General features: G+C 71.2%; 14 protein-coding genes. 5 read left to right on the forward strand and 9 right to left on the reverse strand.

What is annotated here, in order from left to right; all coding sequences use genetic code 11:
* Positions 1-12: 12 nt before the first annotated feature.
* Both ACZ7LU_RS05250 and ACZ7LU_RS05255 read right to left on the reverse strand, forming a co-directional pair.
* On the reverse strand, positions 13-675 hold the full coding sequence (locus ACZ7LU_RS05250; protein ID WP_471915751.1) for a CoA transferase subunit B: 663 nt from the start codon (positions 673-675) through the stop codon (positions 13-15).
* Positions 675-1,430: a CoA transferase subunit A gene (locus ACZ7LU_RS05255; RefSeq protein ID WP_398299362.1), complete on the reverse strand. Its 756-nt coding sequence runs from the start codon at positions 1,428-1,430 to the stop codon at positions 675-677. Before ACZ7LU_RS05255 ends, ACZ7LU_RS05250 begins: the two co-directional genes overlap by 1 nt.
* Before the next feature lie 170 nt (positions 1,431-1,600).
* Between ACZ7LU_RS05255 and ACZ7LU_RS05260 the strand changes: the two genes are divergently transcribed.
* Positions 1,601-2,116, forward strand: coding sequence for a MarR family winged helix-turn-helix transcriptional regulator (locus tag ACZ7LU_RS05260; protein WP_398299360.1), 516 nt, complete (start codon positions 1,601-1,603; stop codon positions 2,114-2,116).
* Here ACZ7LU_RS05260 and ACZ7LU_RS05265 read toward each other — a convergent pair.
* The 3 genes from ACZ7LU_RS05265 to ACZ7LU_RS05275 all read right to left on the reverse strand — a co-directional run bounded on the left by ACZ7LU_RS05265 (position 2,046) and on the right by ACZ7LU_RS05275 (position 6,094).
* The gene (locus ACZ7LU_RS05265; protein ID WP_471915752.1) at positions 2,046-3,002 is read right to left on the reverse strand and encodes a DUF3048 domain-containing protein; all 957 of its coding nucleotides are present in this window, start codon (positions 3,000-3,002) and stop codon (positions 2,046-2,048) included. The two genes, ACZ7LU_RS05260 and ACZ7LU_RS05265, sit on opposite strands and share 71 nt — an antisense overlap.
* Positions 3,003-3,040: 38 nt before the next feature.
* Positions 3,041-4,858: a hydroxysqualene dehydroxylase gene (locus ACZ7LU_RS05270; RefSeq protein ID WP_471915753.1), complete on the reverse strand. Its 1,818-nt coding sequence runs from the start codon at positions 4,856-4,858 to the stop codon at positions 3,041-3,043.
* Between the two features lie 162 nt (positions 4,859-5,020).
* Positions 5,021-6,094, reverse strand: a complete 1,074-nt coding sequence (locus ACZ7LU_RS05275) for an ATP-dependent DNA ligase (RefSeq protein WP_471915754.1) — start codon at positions 6,092-6,094, stop codon at positions 5,021-5,023.
* A gap of 74 nt (positions 6,095-6,168) precedes the next feature.
* On the opposite strand from ACZ7LU_RS05275, the gene ligD reads away from it, so the two are divergent.
* Positions 6,169-7,200, forward strand: coding sequence for a non-homologous end-joining DNA ligase (ligD, locus tag ACZ7LU_RS05280; RefSeq protein ID WP_471915755.1), 1,032 nt, complete (start codon positions 6,169-6,171; stop codon positions 7,198-7,200).
* Positions 7,201-7,232: 32 nt separating this feature from the next.
* Entirely contained in the window at positions 7,233-8,219 is a 987-nt protein-coding gene (locus ACZ7LU_RS05285) for a DUF6183 family protein (protein ID WP_471915756.1), read from the forward strand.
* On the opposite strand, the gene ACZ7LU_RS05290 is transcribed toward ACZ7LU_RS05285, so the two are convergent.
* Together ACZ7LU_RS05290 and ACZ7LU_RS05295 are read right to left on the reverse strand one after the other, a co-directional pair.
* Positions 8,206-10,437, reverse strand: a complete 2,232-nt coding sequence (locus tag ACZ7LU_RS05290; RefSeq protein WP_471916483.1) for an OmpL47-type beta-barrel domain-containing protein — start codon at positions 10,435-10,437, stop codon at positions 8,206-8,208. The two genes, ACZ7LU_RS05285 and ACZ7LU_RS05290, sit on opposite strands and share 14 nt — an antisense overlap.
* Positions 10,437-12,962 (reverse strand): ThuA domain-containing protein, encoded by a 2,526-nt coding sequence (locus ACZ7LU_RS05295; RefSeq protein ID WP_471915757.1) that lies wholly within the window; start codon positions 12,960-12,962, stop codon positions 10,437-10,439. Before ACZ7LU_RS05295 ends, ACZ7LU_RS05290 begins: the two co-directional genes overlap by 1 nt.
* 250 nt (positions 12,963-13,212) lie before the next feature.
* On the opposite strand from ACZ7LU_RS05295, the gene ACZ7LU_RS05300 reads away from it, so the two are divergent.
* Complete coding sequence (locus ACZ7LU_RS05300; protein WP_471916484.1) at positions 13,213-14,295, forward strand: multicopper oxidase domain-containing protein; 1,083 nt, start codon at positions 13,213-13,215, stop codon at positions 14,293-14,295.
* Positions 14,296-14,347: 52 nt separating this feature from the next.
* On the opposite strand, the gene ACZ7LU_RS05305 is transcribed toward ACZ7LU_RS05300, so the two are convergent.
* Together ACZ7LU_RS05305 and ACZ7LU_RS05310 are read right to left on the reverse strand one after the other, a co-directional pair.
* Positions 14,348-15,826, reverse strand: a complete 1,479-nt coding sequence (locus ACZ7LU_RS05305) for a hypothetical protein (RefSeq protein WP_471915758.1) — start codon at positions 15,824-15,826, stop codon at positions 14,348-14,350.
* A gap of 19 nt (positions 15,827-15,845) precedes the next feature.
* Complete coding sequence (locus tag ACZ7LU_RS05310; protein WP_471915759.1) at positions 15,846-16,568, reverse strand: TetR/AcrR family transcriptional regulator; 723 nt, start codon at positions 16,566-16,568, stop codon at positions 15,846-15,848.
* A gap of 137 nt (positions 16,569-16,705) precedes the next feature.
* On the opposite strand from ACZ7LU_RS05310, the gene ACZ7LU_RS05315 reads away from it, so the two are divergent.
* Positions 16,706-18,163 carry a serine hydrolase domain-containing protein gene (locus ACZ7LU_RS05315; protein ID WP_471915760.1) on the forward strand — a complete coding sequence of 486 codons (1,458 nt, stop codon included), beginning with the start codon at positions 16,706-16,708 and terminating at the stop codon, positions 18,161-18,163.
* Positions 18,164-18,257: the final 94 nt, after the last annotated feature.

The following is an 18,257-nucleotide window of genomic DNA, read 5'->3' on the forward strand; positions in this document are numbered from 1 at the left end:
CCGTGGTGAGGGTCATGTGGTGTGGCTCCCTGCGCGAAGGCCGTCCGGGACATGGATCTTCGCCGCGGTCTTCGAGGCGATCTCGTCGGCGGTGACGCCGGGTGCCGTCTCGACCAGTTCGAGACCGTGTGCGGTCACTTCCAGTACGCCGAGGTCGGTGATGATCCGGTCGACGCAGCGCTTGCCGGTGAGCGGCAGCGCGCACTCGTCGAGGATCTTCGGTGACCCGTCCTTGGCGGTGTGCGTCATGACGACGACGACCGTCCGGGCGCCGTGTACGAGGTCCATCGCCCCGCCGATGCCCGTGATCAGCTTTCCGGGGATCGCCCAGTTGGCGAGGTCCCCGCGCGCGGAGACCTGCATCGCGCCCAGCACGGCCACGTCGATGTGACCGCCCCGGATCATCCCGAAGGAGAGCGCCGAGTCGAAGAAGGAGGCGCCGGGCAGCACGGTGACGGTCTCCTTGCCCGCGTTGATCAGATCGGGGTCGACCTCCGCCTCGGTGGGATAGGGGCCCACTCCGAGGATGCCGTTCTCCGACTCCAGGACGACTTCGACGCCGGGCGGGAGATGGTTGGGGATCAGCGTGGGCAGTCCGATGCCGAGGTTCACGTACTGGCCGTCCCGGAGTTCGCGCGCGGCGCGGGCGGCCATCTCCTCACGGGTCCATGCCATCAGCCGGCCACCGTCCGCTTCTCGATCCGCTTGTCCGCCGCCTGCTCCGGGGTGAGCGCCACCACCCGCTGCACGAAGATCCCCGGCAGATGCACCGCGTCCGGTTCGATCCCGCCCGGCTCCACCAGCTCCTCGACCTCCGCGACGGTCACGCGTCCGGCCATCGCAGCGAGCGGGTTGAAGTTGCGGGCCGACCTGCTGAAGACGAGGTTGCCGTGCCGGTCGCCCTTCGCCGCGCGGACCAGCGCGAAGTCGGTGCGGATGCCGTGTTCGAGGACATGGGCGGTGCCGTCGAACTCCCGTACCTCCTTGGCCGGGGACGCGAGCGCGACCCCGCCCTCGCCGTCGTAGCGCCAGGGGAGCCCGCCCTCGGCGACCTGCGTGCCCACTCCGGCCGGGGTGTAGAACGCGGGGATGCCCGCGCCGCCCGCCCGCAGCCGCTCGGCGAGCGTGCCCTGCGGGATCATCTCGACCTCCAGTTCGCCGCCCAGGTACTGCCGGGCGAACTCCTTGTTGGCGCCTATGTAGGACCCGGTCACCCGGGCGATGCGGCCCGCCGCCAGGAGCACCGCGAGGCCCGAGTCCATGGCGCCACAGTTGTTGGACACGACCCGCAGGCCGGAGACCCCGGACGCGTGCAGCGCGCGTATCAGCTCGGCGGGCACGCCGCTCAGCCCGAAGCCGCCGACCGCGAGCGACGCCCCGTCCGGGACGTCCGCCACGGCGTCGGCAGCCGTGGCCACCACCTTGTCCATCCGCGCGGCCCCTCTCTTCCATCCGAATTAATCAGGGCACTGACTATTTCGGCGAGGATAGGGGGACTCGAACTGCCGCACAAGAGCTGAACTGTCCGGAGCGCAAGGCGAGTATTGTTCAGTGCACCGACGAAATACGCCGGGAGAGTCGAAGCGACACGGAGGACCCCATGGCCGCGGTGGACCTTGCCACCCACCCCGGGCACCTGGCCCGGCGGCTGCAGCAGGCGCACCACCTGCTGTGGAACACGATGGTGTCCGAGGAGATCACCTCACCGCAGTTCGCCGTGCTCAACGCACTCGTCGCCGAACCAGGCCTCGACCAGCGCACCGTGGGGGAGCGGGTGGGCCTCGACCGGTCCACGATCGCCGAGGTCGTCGCCCGGCTGATCCGCCGCGAGCTGCTCGACAAGGTGCGCGACCCGCAGGACGCCCGCCGCTACCTGCTGCGCCTCACCGACGAGGGCCTGCGCACGCACAGTGCACTGACCGTGCGGACGGCCCGGATGAACCAGGTCCTGCTCGCCCCGCTCTCCGCCGACGAGCGGTCCGTCTTCCTGGACCTGATCCAGCGCGTCGCGGACGCGGCGGAGGACCTGCGCGCCCCGGCCCCGCTCACGCCTTCGCGTACACCACCCACACCTGCCCCTTCGCGAACGGCAGCCGCTCGCCCTCGGCCGTCGTGAACTCCGTGCCGGCCCCGGCCGTCGGACGCTTCCACCGCGCCTCGTAGGCGCGCCCGTCCCGCAGCACGCTCGCGGAGCCCTCACCGACCGTCTCGGTGAACGGCGAGACGCTGCCCGAGCGGTCGTGGAAGCGGGACGGCCGTACCTTCACGTACTGCACGACGACCGTCGAGGGGCTCAGCTCCTTGCCGTCGGACGTCCGCGCCCGCTCCCCGTCCATCGCGACGCGCCAGCGCCCCTCGTACTCCACCCAGTCGAAGGTGAAGCGCGCCGCAGGGAAGGCGACCGTCCGCCGCGTCTGCGGAGTGCCGCCCCGCGGGCGCGGCCCGAACCGGAACCCCGCGTCGGCCAGGGCGTCCGCGCGCGGGTCGGCCTTGAGGGCCTCCGGGCGTACGAAGAGGTTGTGTGGCGCGGGCTTCGCGCCGCCCCGGTAGTACGCGCCGTCGGGCGCCTTGCCCGGCGACAGTGCCCGCACGGGCGCGCCGGCGATCAGCGGCCGGAGCTTGGACTGCGCTCCGGAGTACGCGAGCACGGGCCGGTCGAACTGCCGCAGGAGTTCGAGATCCGTCTCGCGAGCGCTGCGCACGGGACCGACGGCGGGTGGCAGCCGCGACGCGTACACCGCCATCAGCCGGGTGAGTCCCGCCTCCACCTGCTCGACGTACACGACGTCCGCGGCGTCGAGACCGGTCTGCGGACGCGCAGGCCGTACGTTGTCGACCTTCACGGCGAGCACGCTGCCGCCGCCACCGCCCGCCCCGGGGGCCTTCCCGTCCGCCCCCTCGATCGTGCAACCGGACACCAGGGCGGCGAGTGTGATCGCCACCGCCGCCCCGGCCCTGCTCCGTGTCCGTCCCCGCGTCCCTGCCCGCGTCCGCCGTGTCATGCGGGTGTCCTACCCCGAACGAGCCCGGTCGCAGCGCGTCAGCCGAGATCGAGGGCGTTCGGCAGGCCGAGCCGGTAGCGGGTGCGGTCGTGGCGCTTGAGGGCCTCGATCGCGGGGACGCGGTGCAGCGGCCGCACCGTGCACGGCTTCTGGTCCGACCCCACCTGCTTCAGAAGGGCGTTGACCGCCTGGCGGGCCGAGGCGTTGGCGCCCTCCATGGTCGCCAGGTCGATGTCCACGGAGACGTAGTCGCCGGAGAGGAAGAGGTTCGGGATCTTCGTGGCGGCCGACGGGCGGTTGTGGAACGTGCCCACCGGGTGGATGAGGAGCTGGTCCTCGTTGGTGGGGTTCGGCGTGCCGAGGCCGTCGACGCCCGGGTCGAGGAACCACGAGTGGAGCTTGCTGTCGCTGAGGACCGTCTTGCCGGTGTCGTTGAGGGCGGCCTTGAGCTGCGCCCACACCTCCTTGGCGACCTCGTCGCGGGTGCACTGCTTGGCCGTCTTGCCGTACAGGATTCCGGGCTTGTCCCACTCGGAGATGTCCACCGACAGACAGTCGACCGCGACGCCGTCTCCGTAGTCGGCGGGGAAGTCGCGCTCGGGCCAGTGGCCCGCCTGGGCGATGCCGGTCAGCGACCAGGGCGAGTCAATGAGGTTGAAGTGGCCCTTCACGACGGGCGGGCGCTCGGTGAGATAGAACTGGATGCCCGTCATCCAGTCCGTCTCCAGCTTGTCGCAGCGCGCCAACTGCGGGTCGGCCGCCTTCAGTTCCCTGCTCCACGTCCGGCGGGCGTGCTCCACCGGCATGGCCTGGACGTAGTGGTCGGCGGTGATGTCACGCCGTACGCCGTCGGGGTCCTCGATGACCGTCTTCGTGATGCGGCCGCCGCCGAACGCCAGCTCGCGGACGGTCCAGCCGATGCGGAACTCCACGCCCAGCGACTTGAGATGGGTGACCCAGGGGTCGATCCACGCCTCGTTCGTCGGCGCGTTCAGGATGCGGTCGGGCGGGCCGTCGGCGCCCTGGCCGAGCGCGTTGAGGACGAACGCCTCGCCGAGCGTGCCGACGGTGCGCGTGCTCGCCTCCTCGGCTTTCGTCGCCACGATGTTGCGGGTCACGCCGATCACGAGGATGCGCTGGTAGTCCTTGGACATGCGCTCGGCGCGGGTGAAGTCCCACCAGGGCGTCGACTCCCAGTCGTCGTCACGGCGTTCGTCGCAGCTCGTGAAGAAGACCAGGGCGCGGTTCACGAAGTACGCGGCCTCATGGGCCGGCAAATTGAACGCGGTGTCGAGCAGCGCGGTGAGCGCCCGCCGGATGTCGTCCAGGGTGAGCTTCTCCGGCTCGCTGCCCGGCCACGGGATCGGCATCCTGATGTCCTCGCGGCCGGTGCGGGCGAACGACATCTCGCGGGGCGCGATCAGGTTGTCCCACACGCCGTTCGCGTTCCCGGGGAACGGGATGCGGCGCATCGTGTCCGGCAGGTTGTGGTAGATGCCCGGGATGAACCGGAAGCCGTGCTCACCGGGCAGCGGCTTGCGGTTGCCCTTCGCGCTGCCCGGCACGTCCATGCTGCGGGCCTTGCCGCCCAGCTCCCTGCGCTCGTAGACCGTGACGGCGAAGCCGCGCTCGGCCAGCTCGTGCGCGGCCGTGAGTCCGGCGACGCCACCGCCGAGCACGGCCACCGACTGCCCTGCCCGCGAGGCGTCCCGCGCGGCCCGCGCCGGCGTCGCACCGGGCGCGGCCGCCGCCGCGGGCGACGCTCCCGCCACTCCCAGCGCGGCCGCCCCGCCCACCGCCGCGGCTCCCGCGACGAACCCTCGCCGCGTGCTTCCCTCGGCACCGCTGTGCCCCATGCCCCGCCCCCCTTACCGTCGGTAACTGACGTGTCAGGCGCAGGAGCATACGGTCACGGCCCAGGGGGCGGAAGCTACCTGGGTGCTGAATCGAACAATGGCGTGATTGCGGTGGTCCGTGAGGCGCTCGGCAACGGGTGCGGTGAACGGGGGGGTGCGCGGTCAGCCGGTGGTGGTCCCCAGCGCGTGCGCGAGGTCGTACCGCACCGGCTCCTCCAGTTGCGCGTACGTACAGCTCTGCGGGGTCCGGTCCGTGCGCCACCTGCGGAACGCGGCCGTGTGGCGGAAGCGCCGCCCGCCCTCCATGTGGTCGTACGCCACCTCGCAGACGAGCTCTGGGCGCAGCGGCACCCAGGAGAGGTCCTTCTTGCCCGACCAGCGGCTCGGGGCGCCGGGCATGCGGGCCGTCTCGTGCGCGGCCTCGTCCGTCCAGGAGGCCCACGGATGCCCGGCGGCGGACTCCATCCGCAGCGGCTCCAGTTCCTCGACGAGTTCGGCCCTGCGCTTCATGGAGAAGGCCGCGCACACGCCCACGTGCTGCAGGGCGCCCCCGTCGTCGTACAGCCCGAGGAGCAGCGAGCCGACGACGGGCCCGCTCTTGTGGAAGCGGTAGCCCGCGACCACGCAGTCCGCCGTGCGCTCGTGCTTGACCTTGAACATGAGGCGTTCGTTCTGGCGGTAGCGCAGGTCGAGCGGCTTGGCGATCACGCCGTCGAGACCCGCGCCCTCGAACTGCTCGAACCACACCTGCGCCACCTCGGGGTCCGTGGTCGCGGGCGCCAGATGGACGGGCGCCGAGACACCGGCCAGCGCCTCCACCAGCAGGGCGCGCCGGTCGGTCAGGGGCGCGTCGAGCAGCGCCTCGTCCCCCAAGGCGAGGAGGTCGAACGCCACGAACGAGGCGGGCGTGCGCTCGGCCAGCGTCGCCACGCGCGAGGCGGCCGGGTGGATACGCTCCGTGAGCGCGTCGAAGTCGAGATGGCCGTCCCGGGCGATCACGATCTCGCCGTCCACCACGCACCGCTCGGGCAGCCGCTCCCGCAGGGCCGTCACCAGCTCGGGAAAGTAGCGGGTCAGGGACTTGCCGGTGCGGCTGCCGAGCTCGATCCCGGCGCCGTCGCGGAACACTATGGAGCGGAACCCGTCCCACTTGGCCTCGTACTGCATGCCCGGCGGAATCTTCTTCACGGGTTTGGCGAGCATGGGCTTCACGGGCGGCATCACCGGCAGATCCATGGTCCGATTCTGCTCCGGAATGTCACTTGTCGCCCGGTGTGCGTGGAATGTCGTGGACGCTTAGCGTGGCTCGCATGGGTGCAGCCAAGGGCAAGAGCGCGGCCGTGGAGATCGACACGGGGGAGCGGACGGTGCGTCTGTCCAGCCCGGACCGGGTGGTCTTCCCCGAGCGTGGGTTCACCAAGCTGGACGTCGCCGAGTACTTCGTGGCCGTGGGCCCCGGCATCCTCCGCGCGCTCCGGAACCGCCCCACGACCCTCCAGCGCTACCCGGAAGGGGCGGCCGGCGAGTTCTTCTACCAGAAGCGCGTCCCGAAGAACCACCCCGACTGGATCCCCACCGCCACCATCGCCTTCCCCAGCGGCCGCACCGCCGACGAGATGTGCCCGACCGAGGTGGCCGCCGTCATTTGGGCCGCCCAGTACAACGCCCTCACCTTCCACCCCTGGCCGGTGCGCGGCGACAACCTCGACCACCCCGACGAGCTCCGCATCGACCTCGACCCGCAGCCCGGCACCGACTACACGGACGCGGTACGGGCCGCCCACGAACTGCGGGCGGTCCTCGACGAGTTCGGCGGCCTGGTCGGCTGGCCCAAGACGTCGGGCGGGCGCGGCCTGCACGTCTTCGTGCCCATCGAGCCGCGCTGGACCTTCACCCAGGTGCGCAGGGCCGCGATCGCCTGCGGACGGGAACTGGAACGGCGGATGCCGGACGCGGTCACGACGGCCTGGTGGAAGGAGGAGCGGGGGCAGCGGATCTTCGTGGACTACAACCAGACGGCGCGGGACCGCACGATCGCCTCCGCCTACTCCCTGCGCGCCCGCCCGCACGCCCCCGTGTCGGCGCCCCTGCGGTGGGACGAGGTCGAGGACGCCCGCCCCGAGGACTTCGACCTCGCCACCATGCCGGGCCGCTTCGCCGAGGTCGGAGACCTCCACGCGGACATGGACGACCGGTCCCACTCGCTCGAGGCGCTCCTGGAACTGGCCACCAAGGACGAGCACGATCACGGCCTCGGCGACCTGCCCTACCCGCCGGAGTACCCGAAGATGCCGGGCGAGCCGAAACGCGTCCAGCCGAGCCGCGCGAAGCACGAGGAGTGAGGAGCCCGGTACTCGGCTCGTAGTCTCCCGGTGTGAGCGATGACCACACGATCCTGGCACGCGCCGCCGAACTGGCGAGAAGCCGGTCGCCGGCGCAACTCGAACCGCTCTTCGCCGAGGCCCCGCGCAGCGCCACCGACCCGGAGGCCGAGCTGCGGGCCTGCCTCCTCGGCGAACTGTCGCTGCGGGGAGTGCCGTGGCGGCAGCGGCCCGCGCTCGACGCGTACGCCGAGCGGCTGCGGGAGGCGGGTCACCCGCTGGCCCGGCTCCCGGAGACGCGGCTCGACATCGAGCACCGCTTGGGGTCGCGGACGCGTGGCGTCGGGCCCGTGCGGTCGGCAGGTCAGCTGCGGGCGCGCTTTCCGGAGGTCCCGGCCTCCGGGCGCGGGACGGCCGCCGGGCGCACCGCGCGGGAGGCGCCGGACGCGGCACGCTCACGGACGGCCGCCGGAGCGTTCACCGCCGGAGGATGGGCGTGCGAACCGGAGGTCCGGTTCTTCACGCTGCCGCGGCCGCTGGCCGGGGACGACTTCGGGATGTCGTTCCTCCAGGAGCTGCCGCTCGACTGTCTCGCGGGGGAGGTGGGACCGGGCGGACTGACGGCCTGTGTCACGGCGGCGGACGACGCGCTCGACGCGCTGTACTCGGCGGCGGCCGCCGGCGGCGTCAACGGCCGCCCCCTGTACGGCGCCTATGCCCGGCTCCACGCCTGGCAGGGGCTGTACGCCCTCCTCGACCTGCCGTCGGACACACCGTTCCTGGACGCCGTGCGGTCCGCGGCCGGGTGCCGGTGGCTGCGCTTCATGGCGTTCACGCGCTGGTTCCGGCACGACACGGCCGACGTGGGCCTCGCGGTGCTCGACCCGTCCGGCACCCGGGTGTCGGTCCTTGCGGCCACGGACACCGACGACCAGGCCCCCGCACCAGGCATCGGCACCCCACCGCGACGGCGCCCCCGCCCCGTGCCGGGGCGAGGGCGCCGAAGCGGAACGGCAGGAGGCTCGGCTACAGCTCCTTGATCCGGATGTCCCGGTACGACACCACGTCCGTCACGCCGTGGACCTGGAGCCCGACGTAGCCGGAGGCGTACCTGCGGCCGTCCGTGCCCGGGTCGTCGGCGCGCGGCGGCGTGAACTCCTGGCCGCCGGTGTTGTCGAACTCGTTGATCAGGACGCCGTTGCGGTAGACCGAGTAGTGCTGCTCCACCACGCGGATCTCGTAGTCGTTCCACGTGCCCTTCGGAGTCACCCCGGCACCGGCCAGACCCACCCGGTCGAAGCCGTAGATCGACCCCGTCTTGTACATGTCGCCGTCGGGCCGGTCGTGGACCTGCACCTCGTGCCCGTACTTGATTGCGACCCACTCGGGGCGCGGCTCCTCCGGGTGGTCGTGGACCTGCGGGAAGCGCACGAAGACACCGGAGTTGGTGTTGCCGTTGCCCGGCGCGTCGTCCCGCCACTGGAGCTTCAGCGAGAAGTCGCCGTACTTCCGCTCGGGGAACCAGAGCATGCCCATGCCCGGGACCGTGGTCGAGCTGGTGACGGTGCCGTCGGCGTTGAGACCGAACTTGCCGCCGCCCACCTGCTCCCACTTGGCGAGGGACGCCGCGGTGCCGTCGAAGAGCTTGCGGTAGCCCTCCGTCTGACCGGGCTTGCCGATGCCGGACTGCTTGGCGGCGCGGTTGATCTTGTTGTACTCACGCTGGTCGATCTCGCCCGCCCTCAGGAGCTTGTCCGTCACGCTCTTGACGTGCTTCAGGAAGAGCGCGTGCGACGTCCACTCCTTCTCGTCCTCGATCAGCTCGCCGATGCGGCAGCGGTTGTTCGTGACGCGGTTGGGGATGCCCGTGTCGACCGTGCCCACGAACACCGTCAACCGCTCGTCGTACTCGGGGCAGTTGGGAGCCGGCACGCCGCCGCCCTCGGCCACGGTGAAGGCCACGGTCTTCGCCGCGGCGGCGTTGCCCGCCTTGTCGCTCGCCCGGTACGCCACCGTGTGGCGGCCCGCGCGGTCGACGACGACCGGCGCCTCGTACGCGAGGTAGGGGCCGCCGTCCAGGGAGTACTCGACCTTGTCGACGCCCGAACCGGCGTCCGTGGCGGTGACCGTCACCTTCGCCTTCCCGAGGTAGGCCCCGTCCGAGTCCTTGTCGCCCTCGACCTTCGCCGACGTCTCCGGAGGCGTCCTGTCCTCCACGGGCGGCGCGACGACCGTGAAGTCGACGGCCTTCTCGGCCGCCTGGTTGCCCGCCTTGTCGGACGCGCGGTAGCGGACCTTGTGGGCGCCCGCCTCGTGGACCATGACCGGTGCGGTGTACGCGGTCCAGGCGCCGTCACCGATTGCGTACTCGATCTTGTTGACGCCGGAACCGGTGTCGGACGCCGTCACCGTGACCGTCGCCATCCCGACGTACTGCCCCTGGTCGTTCTTCTCGCCGGTCACCGTGGCCGACGTCTCCGGAGGCGTCCTGTCGTCCGTCGGCGGCGCGACGACCTTGAAGTCGACGGCCTTCTCCGCCGACGTGTTGCCCGCCTTGTCGGTGGCCCGGTAGCGGATCTTGTGGGTGCCGACCTGGTCGACAACCACCGGCGCGGTGTACGGCTGCCACGCGCCGTCCGCCCCGACCGCGTACTCGATCCTGTCGACGCCGGAACCCTCGTCCGTCGCCGTCACGGCCACGGAGGCCGAACCGACGTACGCCCCGTCGGCGTTGGTCTGACCCTCCACCTTCGCCGAGGCCTCCGGCGCCGTGGTGTCCTCGCCGCCGCCCTCGGTCACGACCAGGATGCCCTGCATCGCACCGTGGCCGGGGATGGTGCAGTGGTAGCGGTAGCGGCCCGGGGTGAGCGTCACCTCGGCGGTGTGCCTGCCGCCCTGGTCGTCGTTGGGGTTGGCCAGGATGTTCAGCGGGACGTCGTTGTTGTACTCCGGGTCGGAGACGTCGAAGGTCAGCGTGTGCGGCATGCCCGTGGTGTTGCCGGTCGCCTCGCTGTTCTCGAAGACGATCGTCGTCGGCCCCGCCACCGCCGTCGTGGGCGCCGACTTGTACTTGGCGATGTCGTTGTCGGCGGTCCAGGTCAGGGTCTGCGCGGCGGCGAGCCCGGTGTTGTCGGGCCGCGCCGTCGCCGCGGTCGCCGTCAGCCCGAGCACCATGAGGAGCGCGGCGAACAGCGCTGTGAACAGTCTTCGTTTCCGAACGGCCCGCCTCCGTGCGGCCCGCTGCGTCGGAGATCGCATCATCCCGCCTTCCTTGCCAGGTCGTCGGCGGCCGGCGTCGCAGCCCCGCCCTTGTACGTCACGCGCCACAGCGCCGACTTGGCGTCCGAGGTGAAGAAGCCGCGGCCGTAGTCGAGGACGTACAGCGAGCCGTCCGGCGCGAACTTCCAGTCCATGAGGTTCTTGATGCCGTCGTTGCCGGTCGGAATGATCTTCTTCAGGGATTCGGCGTGGACCGGGAGGCCGCCGCTGCCGACCGTCTTCGGATCGGTCACGACCGCGTGCCGCGGCTGGTCGCCGTCGTAGAAGTCGCCGACGAACCACTTCCCGTCCCAGTACGAGGGCCACTTGTCGGCGCTCGTGCTCGCCGCGTCGTAGCGGTAGACCGGGCCGTTCATGGTGGCCTGGCCGCCGCCCTTGAGCCACGGCAGGAGCAGCTTCTGCTCCTCGGTCTTGTAGCTCGGCACGCCGTTCGCGTCGCGCGGGTAGTCGACGCCGCCGCCCTGCGGCGAGTACCAGATGTTGTTCGGCTCGGCCGGCGGGATGTTCACCAGGCCGTCGTTGTTGGGCGACTCGTTCTTGAGGTTCTTGCAGTCGTACCAGCCCAGCGGCTTCGTCGGGTCCGGCAGATTCCGGTCGCGGTAGGGCTGGTTGTTGCCCATGCAGTACGGCCAGCCGCGGTTGGAGGCGTGGGTGATCGCGGCGAACGTGTCGTACTTCGCCGGGCCCCACGTCGTCGACGGCGCGCCGGCGTCCGGGCCGACCCAGCCCGCGTACAGCGTGTCGGTCTTCTTGTCGATGGAGATGCGGGCCGGGTTCCTGACACCCATCACATAGATCTCGCCGCGCGTCTTGCCGCCGCCCTCGGCCTGCTCCTTGCCGGTGAAGAGGTTGCCCTCGGGAAGGGTGTAAGTCCCGTCGGCCTCCGGGTGGATGCGCAGGATCTTGCCGTTGAGGTTGTTGGTGTTGCCCGCGGTGCGGCGTGCGTCGGCGAAGGAGACGCCCTTGAAGTTGGGCTGCGGGTTGTTGCCCGAGTAACCGCCGGTGAATCCCGAGGAGTTGTTGTCACCGGTCGCGATGTAGAGGTTGCCCTTGGAGTCCCAGGCCATCCCGCCGCCCGCGTGACAGCAGCTGTGGATCTGCACCGGCCACTTCAGGAGCACCTTCTCGCTGCCCATGTCCAGCTTGTTCGTGGCCCGGTCGAGCGTGAAGCGGGAGACGTACCGCTCGGCCATGTGCGTCTCGCGGTTGATCTTCGAGTGGGGTGTGTAGTGCAGGTACACCCACCCGTTCTCCTCGAACTTCGGGTCGAGCTCGATGCCGAGCAGGCCTTCTTCGACCTTGATGAGCTCGTCGCCGCCGCCCTTGTTGCCGAAGACCGTCAAGGCGCCCGCGAGGGTCACTTTCTTGGTCTTCGGGTCATAGACGTGGATCTCGCCCGTGCCCTTGCCGATGTCCGGGTTGTTCCAGTCGGTGACGACCGGCTGGGAGGAGTCGGCGCCGCCACGCCCGATGTAGAAGACCTTTCCGTCGGGCGCGGTGACCAGGCCGTGCGGCTCGCCGATCTGGTCGTTCTTGCCCGGCTGGTTGGCCTGCGTGAGGCGCTCCGCCTTGTAGTTGGCGTTGATCGTGCCCTTGCAGTCGGCGCGCGCGATGCGGGTCGTCCACAGCAGGGCGCCCCGCAGATGGCCGCGGAAGTCCGCTTCGTCGTACGACGCCGCGGTGCCGCCCATGCCGGTGTAGAAGGAGCGTCCGCCGTCGTAGTCGCGACACCAGGACACCGGGTGGTCCCAGCCGTTCGCCCCGGAGCCCGGCTTGTATGTCGTCTCTCGTACCCGGGCGACCGTATGCACTTCGCCGGAGGGGTTCTTCGTCCAATTCAGCCACCGGTCGGGGCGCTTCCACTGGAGGGGCAGCTCCTTGGTCGCCGGGTGCTCGCGGTCGCCGACCTCGACGGTCGCGCGCTGGACGTCCGTCGGGCTCGCGTCGGCGGGCCTGGCGCCGATCAGGCCGGTGAACCAGTTCGAGTACGGCTCGGCGCGGGCCGCGTCGTGGATGCCGAGGAAGCCACCACCGGCCTCCATGTAGGCCTCCAGGCCCGCCTCCTGCTCGGGGTCGAGGACGTCACCGCCGCCGGTCAGGAAGGCCACGGCGTTGAACTTGCCGAGTTTGGCCTCGTTCGTGAAGACGGCCGGGTCGTCCGTCGCCTCGATCCTGAACCGCTGGGCGGCCGGGCCCGACCGGCCGATCCTCTCGATCGCCTCGATGCCGGCGTTGACCACGGGGGACTCGTCGCCGCCCGCCGCCGAACCGTGGAAGACCAGGACCTTGACGTTGGCCCCGCCGGGCGGCGAGGGGAGGGACATCGTTGTCAACGGCGGTTCCGGGTACGGCCGCGCGGCAGCGGCCTGCGCCGAGAGCGCCCCGGTGACCATGGCTCCGGACAGCAGCGCGGCCGTCCAGGCCCGGCGCGAGCGGTTCGGTCTGTGTCGTGCTCGGATCGACCCTCGTACGGTCAAGGGCTCTTGATGCGGTGTGCGCCGCATGAGTACACCCACCCCTCGTCGGTCACAGCAACAGCGCCGACGAAGCTAGACCTCTTTTCGCAACTCGCCAATAGGTATCACCGCGATAGCACGAACTTTGTCCTGCCTGTGGATAAACGAAGGTCCGGCCGATACCGTGTGGCCGTCCCCGGGGCCTCCTGCGCCCCGTCAGTTGCCGTACCGCAGTGGGGAGTTCGTCATGGGCCGGCGGAACCGACAGGATCTCGACAGGCGGAGCTTCAACCGGCGGATGCTGGTGGGCGGCGCGGCAGCGGCGGCCGGTGTGACATCGTTGTCGATCGCGGGCGCGCCCGACGCGAGCACGGCGGACGCGCCGCGGACCGCCCCCGCGGGCGGCGAGGTCAAGCGCATCAAGATGTACGCGGAGAAGCTCCCGGACGGGCAGATGGGGTATGGCCTGGAGAAGGGCAAGGCCTCCATTCCGGGGCCGCTCATCGAGCTGAACGAGGGCGACACCCTGCACATCGAGTTCGAGAACACGATGGACGTGGCCGCCAGTCTGCATGTCCACGGCATGGACTATGAGATCTCCAGCGACGGCACCAAGCACACCAGGAGCCACGTCGAGCCGGGCGGAAAGCGCACCTACACGTGGCGCACGCATGCCCCGGGCCGCCGCAAGGACGGCACTTGGCGCCCCGGCACCGCGGGCTACTGGCACTACCACGACCACGTGGTCGGCACGGATCACGGCACCGGCGGCGTGCGCAAGGGGCTCTACGGCCCGTTGATCGTGCGGCGCAAGGGCGACCTGCTGCCGGACAAGACCTTCACGATCGTCTTCAACGACATGACGATCAACAACAAGTCCGGCCACGACAGCCCCACCTTCGAGGCCACGGTGGGCGACCGGGTCGAGTTCGTCTCGATCACCCACGGCGAGTACTACCACACGTTCCACGTGCACGGTCACCGCTGGGCGGACAACCGCACGGGCCTGCTGACCGGCCCCGACGACCCGAGCCAGATCCTCGACGACAAGATCACGGGCCCGGGCGACTCCTTCGGCTTCCAGGTCATCGCCGGGGAGGGTGTGGGAGCCGGGGCCTGGATGTACCACTGCCACGTGCAGAGCCACTCGGACATGGGAATGGCGGGCCTTTTCCTGGTGAAGAAGCCGGACGGAACGATCCCGGACTATGAGCCGCACCATGGAGCGCGGTCCGGGAAGTCGTCGAAGGAGCCGTCCGGGTCGTCCTCCGGGAAGTCGTCGAAGGAGCCGTCCGGGTCGTCCTCCGGGAAGTCGTCATCCGGCAAGTCTTCCTCCGGGAAGTCGTCGGAAGGCGCCGCCGAGGAGCACGCGCACCACTAGCGACCGCGCCCGCGAATAGCGACCGCCCCGCGAACCGGCGACGCCCCCTCCTTCAGCTACGGTCGCGTACCCGCTCCAACAGCTCCTCCAGCGCCTCGTCGAGATCGTCCAGGTCGGGGTGGCCCTCCGGGTTCTCCCAGCGGTCGACCCAGCCGGTCGCCGCCAAGCGCTCCAGCCGCTCGGCGAGGCGGGGCCGGACGTCCTCGGGGAGGCTGAACCGCACGTCCATGGCCGCCAGTTGCAACGCCTTCAGGAACTCCCAGTGCACGTCGGGTGCGTCGAACTCGGTGAGCAGCCGGTCGTACGCGTCCGGGGCGCCGTGTTCCAGGGCGTACTGGAGGGTGGCGGCCCTGATCCCCGGCTCGGGCGAGCCGGCGTGGCGTGCCATGGCGTCCGCCACGGTCCGGGCGGCGGGCAGTTCGGGACGGGCCAGGCCGGCCAGGCTCCCGGCGGCGGCACCGCGCACCCCGACGTCGGAGTCGTGGTCCAGCCGCTCCACGAGGGCGGCCACGATCCGGGTCTCCGCGGGGGTGTGGGTGGCCAGCAGCCCCAGGCCCGACGCGGCGCAGGAGCGCACGTCGGCGTCGGCGTCGCGCAACCTGGCGAGGAACAGGTCCACCGGCGGGTCCGGCAGCCGCGCGACCAGGTGCAGCTGGATGTAACAACCGAGGAGCTGGAAGAGGACGAACGGCGGCTGCTCGCGCGCCAGCAGGTGGTCCAGGGCCTCGCGGGTCCGCCCGCGCCTGAGCACGTCGTCCCGCATGATCTGGTGGTGCAGGGTCTCGACGCCGAGGACCACCCGGTCGTCGTCCGCGCTCATGCAGAGCGCCAGCGTCTCGTCGACCTGTACGCCGTGCCGTGCGCGGTCCGTCCACGACTCGGTGTCGGGCTCGTCGACCAACGGGGCGATGCGGACGAGGCGTTCCTCGCTGTCGGGGGGCCAGGCCAGGGCACTGTCCAGAACCGCGCGCGCCTCGCCCCGCACCCGCTCCGCCTCCTCGGCTGACAGCGGTTCGTTCCTGCGCACCACGAGCGACGCCAGGAGGACGGCGATGTCGAACGCCAGATCGCGGATGAAGGTGCCGGGCCGGCCGAGACGGTCGAGCCCCTCGGCGGTCCAGCCCTCGCCGCGCAGATACCTGAGACGCTCCCGCATGTCGTCGCAGAGGTCCGCGCCGATCTCGCGCGGCGCCGGGGGCCCGCCGAGCTCCGCCACGAGACCGGTCCACGCCCGCACGAAGCCCTCCGGGTCGTCCAGATGCTCCGCGACGATGCGCTCCGTGCGCTCCCGTATCGCCGTGTCGCGGCGCAGCGCGACCGCGAAGCCGTCCACCACGGTCTCGTGGAAGTCGTCCGCCCACGGCTCGCGCGCCACGGCCGCCGCCAGCTCCCGGAGCGCCCACTTCAGGTCGGCTCTCTCCGCCGCGTCGACGGCCGCCTTGGCCCGCACCGCCACGTCCGGATCCCGCAACGCGCCGGCCAGCTCCTCGTGCAGCTCGGCCTGCCTGCGCTCTCTCCGCTTCTTGAACATGGGGGCAGGGTATGCGTGTTCAGGCGGTGAGCCGGGCCGTCAGGCCGTCGAGGACCCGGTCGAGCCCGTACGCGAAGTCGTCGTCGCGGATCCGCTGCGGGTCCACGTCCTGCCGGGCGGAGCTTCCCTCCCGCAGCCGCGGGTGCCCCTGCGACGCCGCGTCGAGGGCCGGGCGCAGGTCCGCCACCCACTCCCGCTCGCTCCTGCCGCTGCGCGCGATCAGGGAGAGGTACGCCGCCTCGGAGGCCGCGATCCCGACGACGTACGCCGTGAGGGTCCCCACGGCCCGGTCCTGCTCCTGTGCGGGGAAGCCCGCGGCCTCGAACTGCGCGAGCAGCCCCGAGGACATCCGCAGGGCGTTCGGACCGATGTGGACGAGGCCGACCTGGCCCAGCTCGGGGGCGATCCAGGGGTGGCGCAACGCCATCGCCCTCAGGTCGCCCGCGGTGCGGGTGACTGCCGCGCGCCAGTCGGCGGGGTCGGCGGCGGGGACCCGCAGCTCTCCGAAGACGTCGTCCACGACCAGCTGGATCAGCTCGTCCTTGTTGGCCACGTGCCGGTAGAGGGAGGTGGCCGCGGCGTTCAGGCGGGTGCCGAGCTTGCGCATGCTGAGCGCCTCGATGCCCTCCGCGTCGAGCAGTTCGATCGCCGTGGCCACGATGTGCTCGCGGGTCAGCTGCTCCCGCTGCCGGGGCCGCGGACGGGTCCACACCGATGCGGTCGGCTTCCTGTCGGTCGGCATGCGCCCCTCGTCTCTCGGTTCTCCTCGCGGTCTGCCTCCCCGACTCTAGTGCACATCGTACGCGGTTGCGTACAGCGTTTCGTTGTGCGTACAGTGTTCGCAACGGAGGACACCGTACGCATCGAGTGGGGGACACCATGTCGAAGACCGCCGTGAACTGGGACGAGCGGGGCAGCTGGGGCGCCGACGGCGCGTGGGGGAGCCGGAGTTCGGGCGGCCGGAAGCTGGACCTCGCCCACTGGCAGGCCCGCCTCGACACCTTGCGCGCCGAGCACCACGTCCCGGCCGCTTCGCTGGCGATCCTCGTCGACGGGACCGTCCACGAGCTGGCCGGTGGAGTGCTGCACCGCGGCACGGGGGTCGAGGCGACGACCGACTCCGTCTTCCAGGTGGGATCGATCGCCAAGATGTACACGGCCACCCTGATCATGCGGCTCGCCGAAGCGGGCGAGCTCGATCTGGACGCACCGGTCGTCGACGTGCTCCCGGAGTTCTCGGTCGCCGACCCCGAAGCGACCAGGGCGATCACCACGCGCCGGCTGCTCAGCCACACCAGTGGCCTCACCTGCGACTTCACCTATGACAGCGGCCGGGGCGACGACTGCCTCGCCCGGTACGTCGAGGCCGCGAAGGACGTGGCACTCGACTGCCCGCCCGGCACCGCGCTCTCCTACAGCAGCGTGGGGTACAACGTGCTCGGCCGGATCATCGAGGTGGTGACCGGCAAGGTCTGGGACGAGGCGCTGAGGGAACTGCTCCTCACCCCGCTCGGCGTCACGCACACGATGACGCTGCCCGAGGAGGCGCTGCGGTTCCGCGCGGCGATGGGGCACCTGGGCGAGGCGGGCCAGGATCCGGACCCGGCGCCCTCCTGGGACCTGATGCCGCGCTCCGCGGGCCCGTACGGCAGGGTCATCGCCACGGCCGGGGACGTCGCCCGGCTCGCGAAGCTGCACCTCGACGGCGGCGTGGCGCAGGACGGCACGCGCGTGCTCGCCGAGGAGACCGTCGCGCTGATGCGGCGGCGCGTGGTCGACTCCCCGGACAAGTGGACCGTCAGCGCGGACGGCTGGGGACTGGGCTGGACCCTCTACGACTGGGACGGCGTCCGGGGCTACGGCCACGACGGCGCTTCCATCGGGCAGTACGGCTATCTGCGCGTGGTGCCGTCGGCGGGCGTCGCGGTCGTGCTGCTCACCAACGGCGGCGGCGCGCGCGAGCTGTACGCCGCGCTGTTCCGCGAACTCCTCGCCGAGCTGGCCGGAGTGACGATGCCGGAGCCCTTCGCCCCGCCGGCCGAGCCGCCCGCGGTCGACCTCGCGCCGCTCGTCGGCACGTACCGGCGCGAGGGTGTGGTCATCACCGTGACCGAGCGGGACGGCGCGGGACACGCGGTGTACGAGTTCGTCGACGGCATGAAGGACTTCTCCGAGCCCCTGGAGATCGAACTGGTGCCGGTGACGGACACGGTCTTCGCGGGCACGGGGGTGGGCGCGGCGTTCAGCGAGGACTACATGCCTGTCGTCTTCTCCACGCTGCCGGACGGCACGGGCTGCGTCTACATCGGGATGCGCTGCGGCCCCAAGGTCGCGTAGTGCTGCCGGGGAGGCCGCGAACCGCCCGTCCCCGGCGACGACTTCGCCCTCGCCGGGCGGTCCCGGGAGCCGATACGGGAAGATGCCTCCTGAA

The organism is Streptomyces sp. NPDC039462 (assembly GCF_055639375.1).

Bases quoted from the DNA above. Each gene is read 5' to 3' on its own strand.
- ACZ7LU_RS05255 (WP_398299362.1), bottom strand. From the start codon at position 1,430: ATGGACAAGGTGGTGGCCACGGCTGCCGACGCCGTGGCGGACGTCCCG.
- ACZ7LU_RS05295 (WP_471915757.1), bottom strand. From the start codon at position 12,962: ATGCGGCGCACACCGCATCAAGAGCCCTTGACCGTACGAGGGTCGATC.
- ACZ7LU_RS05290 (WP_471916483.1), bottom strand. From the start codon at position 10,437: ATGCGATCTCCGACGCAGCGGGCCGCACGGAGGCGGGCCGTTCGGAAA.
- ACZ7LU_RS05310 (WP_471915759.1), bottom strand. From the start codon at position 16,568: ATGCCGACCGACAGGAAGCCGACCGCATCGGTGTGGACCCGTCCGCGG.
- ACZ7LU_RS05260 (WP_398299360.1), top strand. From the start codon at position 1,601: ATGGCCGCGGTGGACCTTGCCACCCACCCCGGGCACCTGGCCCGGCGG.
- ACZ7LU_RS05300 (WP_471916484.1), top strand. From the start codon at position 13,213: ATGCTGGTGGGCGGCGCGGCAGCGGCGGCCGGTGTGACATCGTTGTCG.
- ACZ7LU_RS05315 (WP_471915760.1), top strand. From the start codon at position 16,706: ATGTCGAAGACCGCCGTGAACTGGGACGAGCGGGGCAGCTGGGGCGCC.
- ligD (WP_471915755.1), top strand. From the start codon at position 6,169: ATGGGTGCAGCCAAGGGCAAGAGCGCGGCCGTGGAGATCGACACGGGG.
- ACZ7LU_RS05275 (WP_471915754.1), bottom strand. From the start codon at position 6,094: ATGGATCTGCCGGTGATGCCGCCCGTGAAGCCCATGCTCGCCAAACCC.
- ACZ7LU_RS05265 (WP_471915752.1), bottom strand. From the start codon at position 3,002: ATGACACGGCGGACGCGGGCAGGGACGCGGGGACGGACACGGAGCAGG.
- ACZ7LU_RS05270 (WP_471915753.1), bottom strand. From the start codon at position 4,858: ATGGGGCACAGCGGTGCCGAGGGAAGCACGCGGCGAGGGTTCGTCGCG.
- ACZ7LU_RS05305 (WP_471915758.1), bottom strand. From the start codon at position 15,826: ATGTTCAAGAAGCGGAGAGAGCGCAGGCAGGCCGAGCTGCACGAGGAG.
- ACZ7LU_RS05250 (WP_471915751.1), bottom strand. From the start codon at position 675: ATGGCATGGACCCGTGAGGAGATGGCCGCCCGCGCCGCGCGCGAACTC.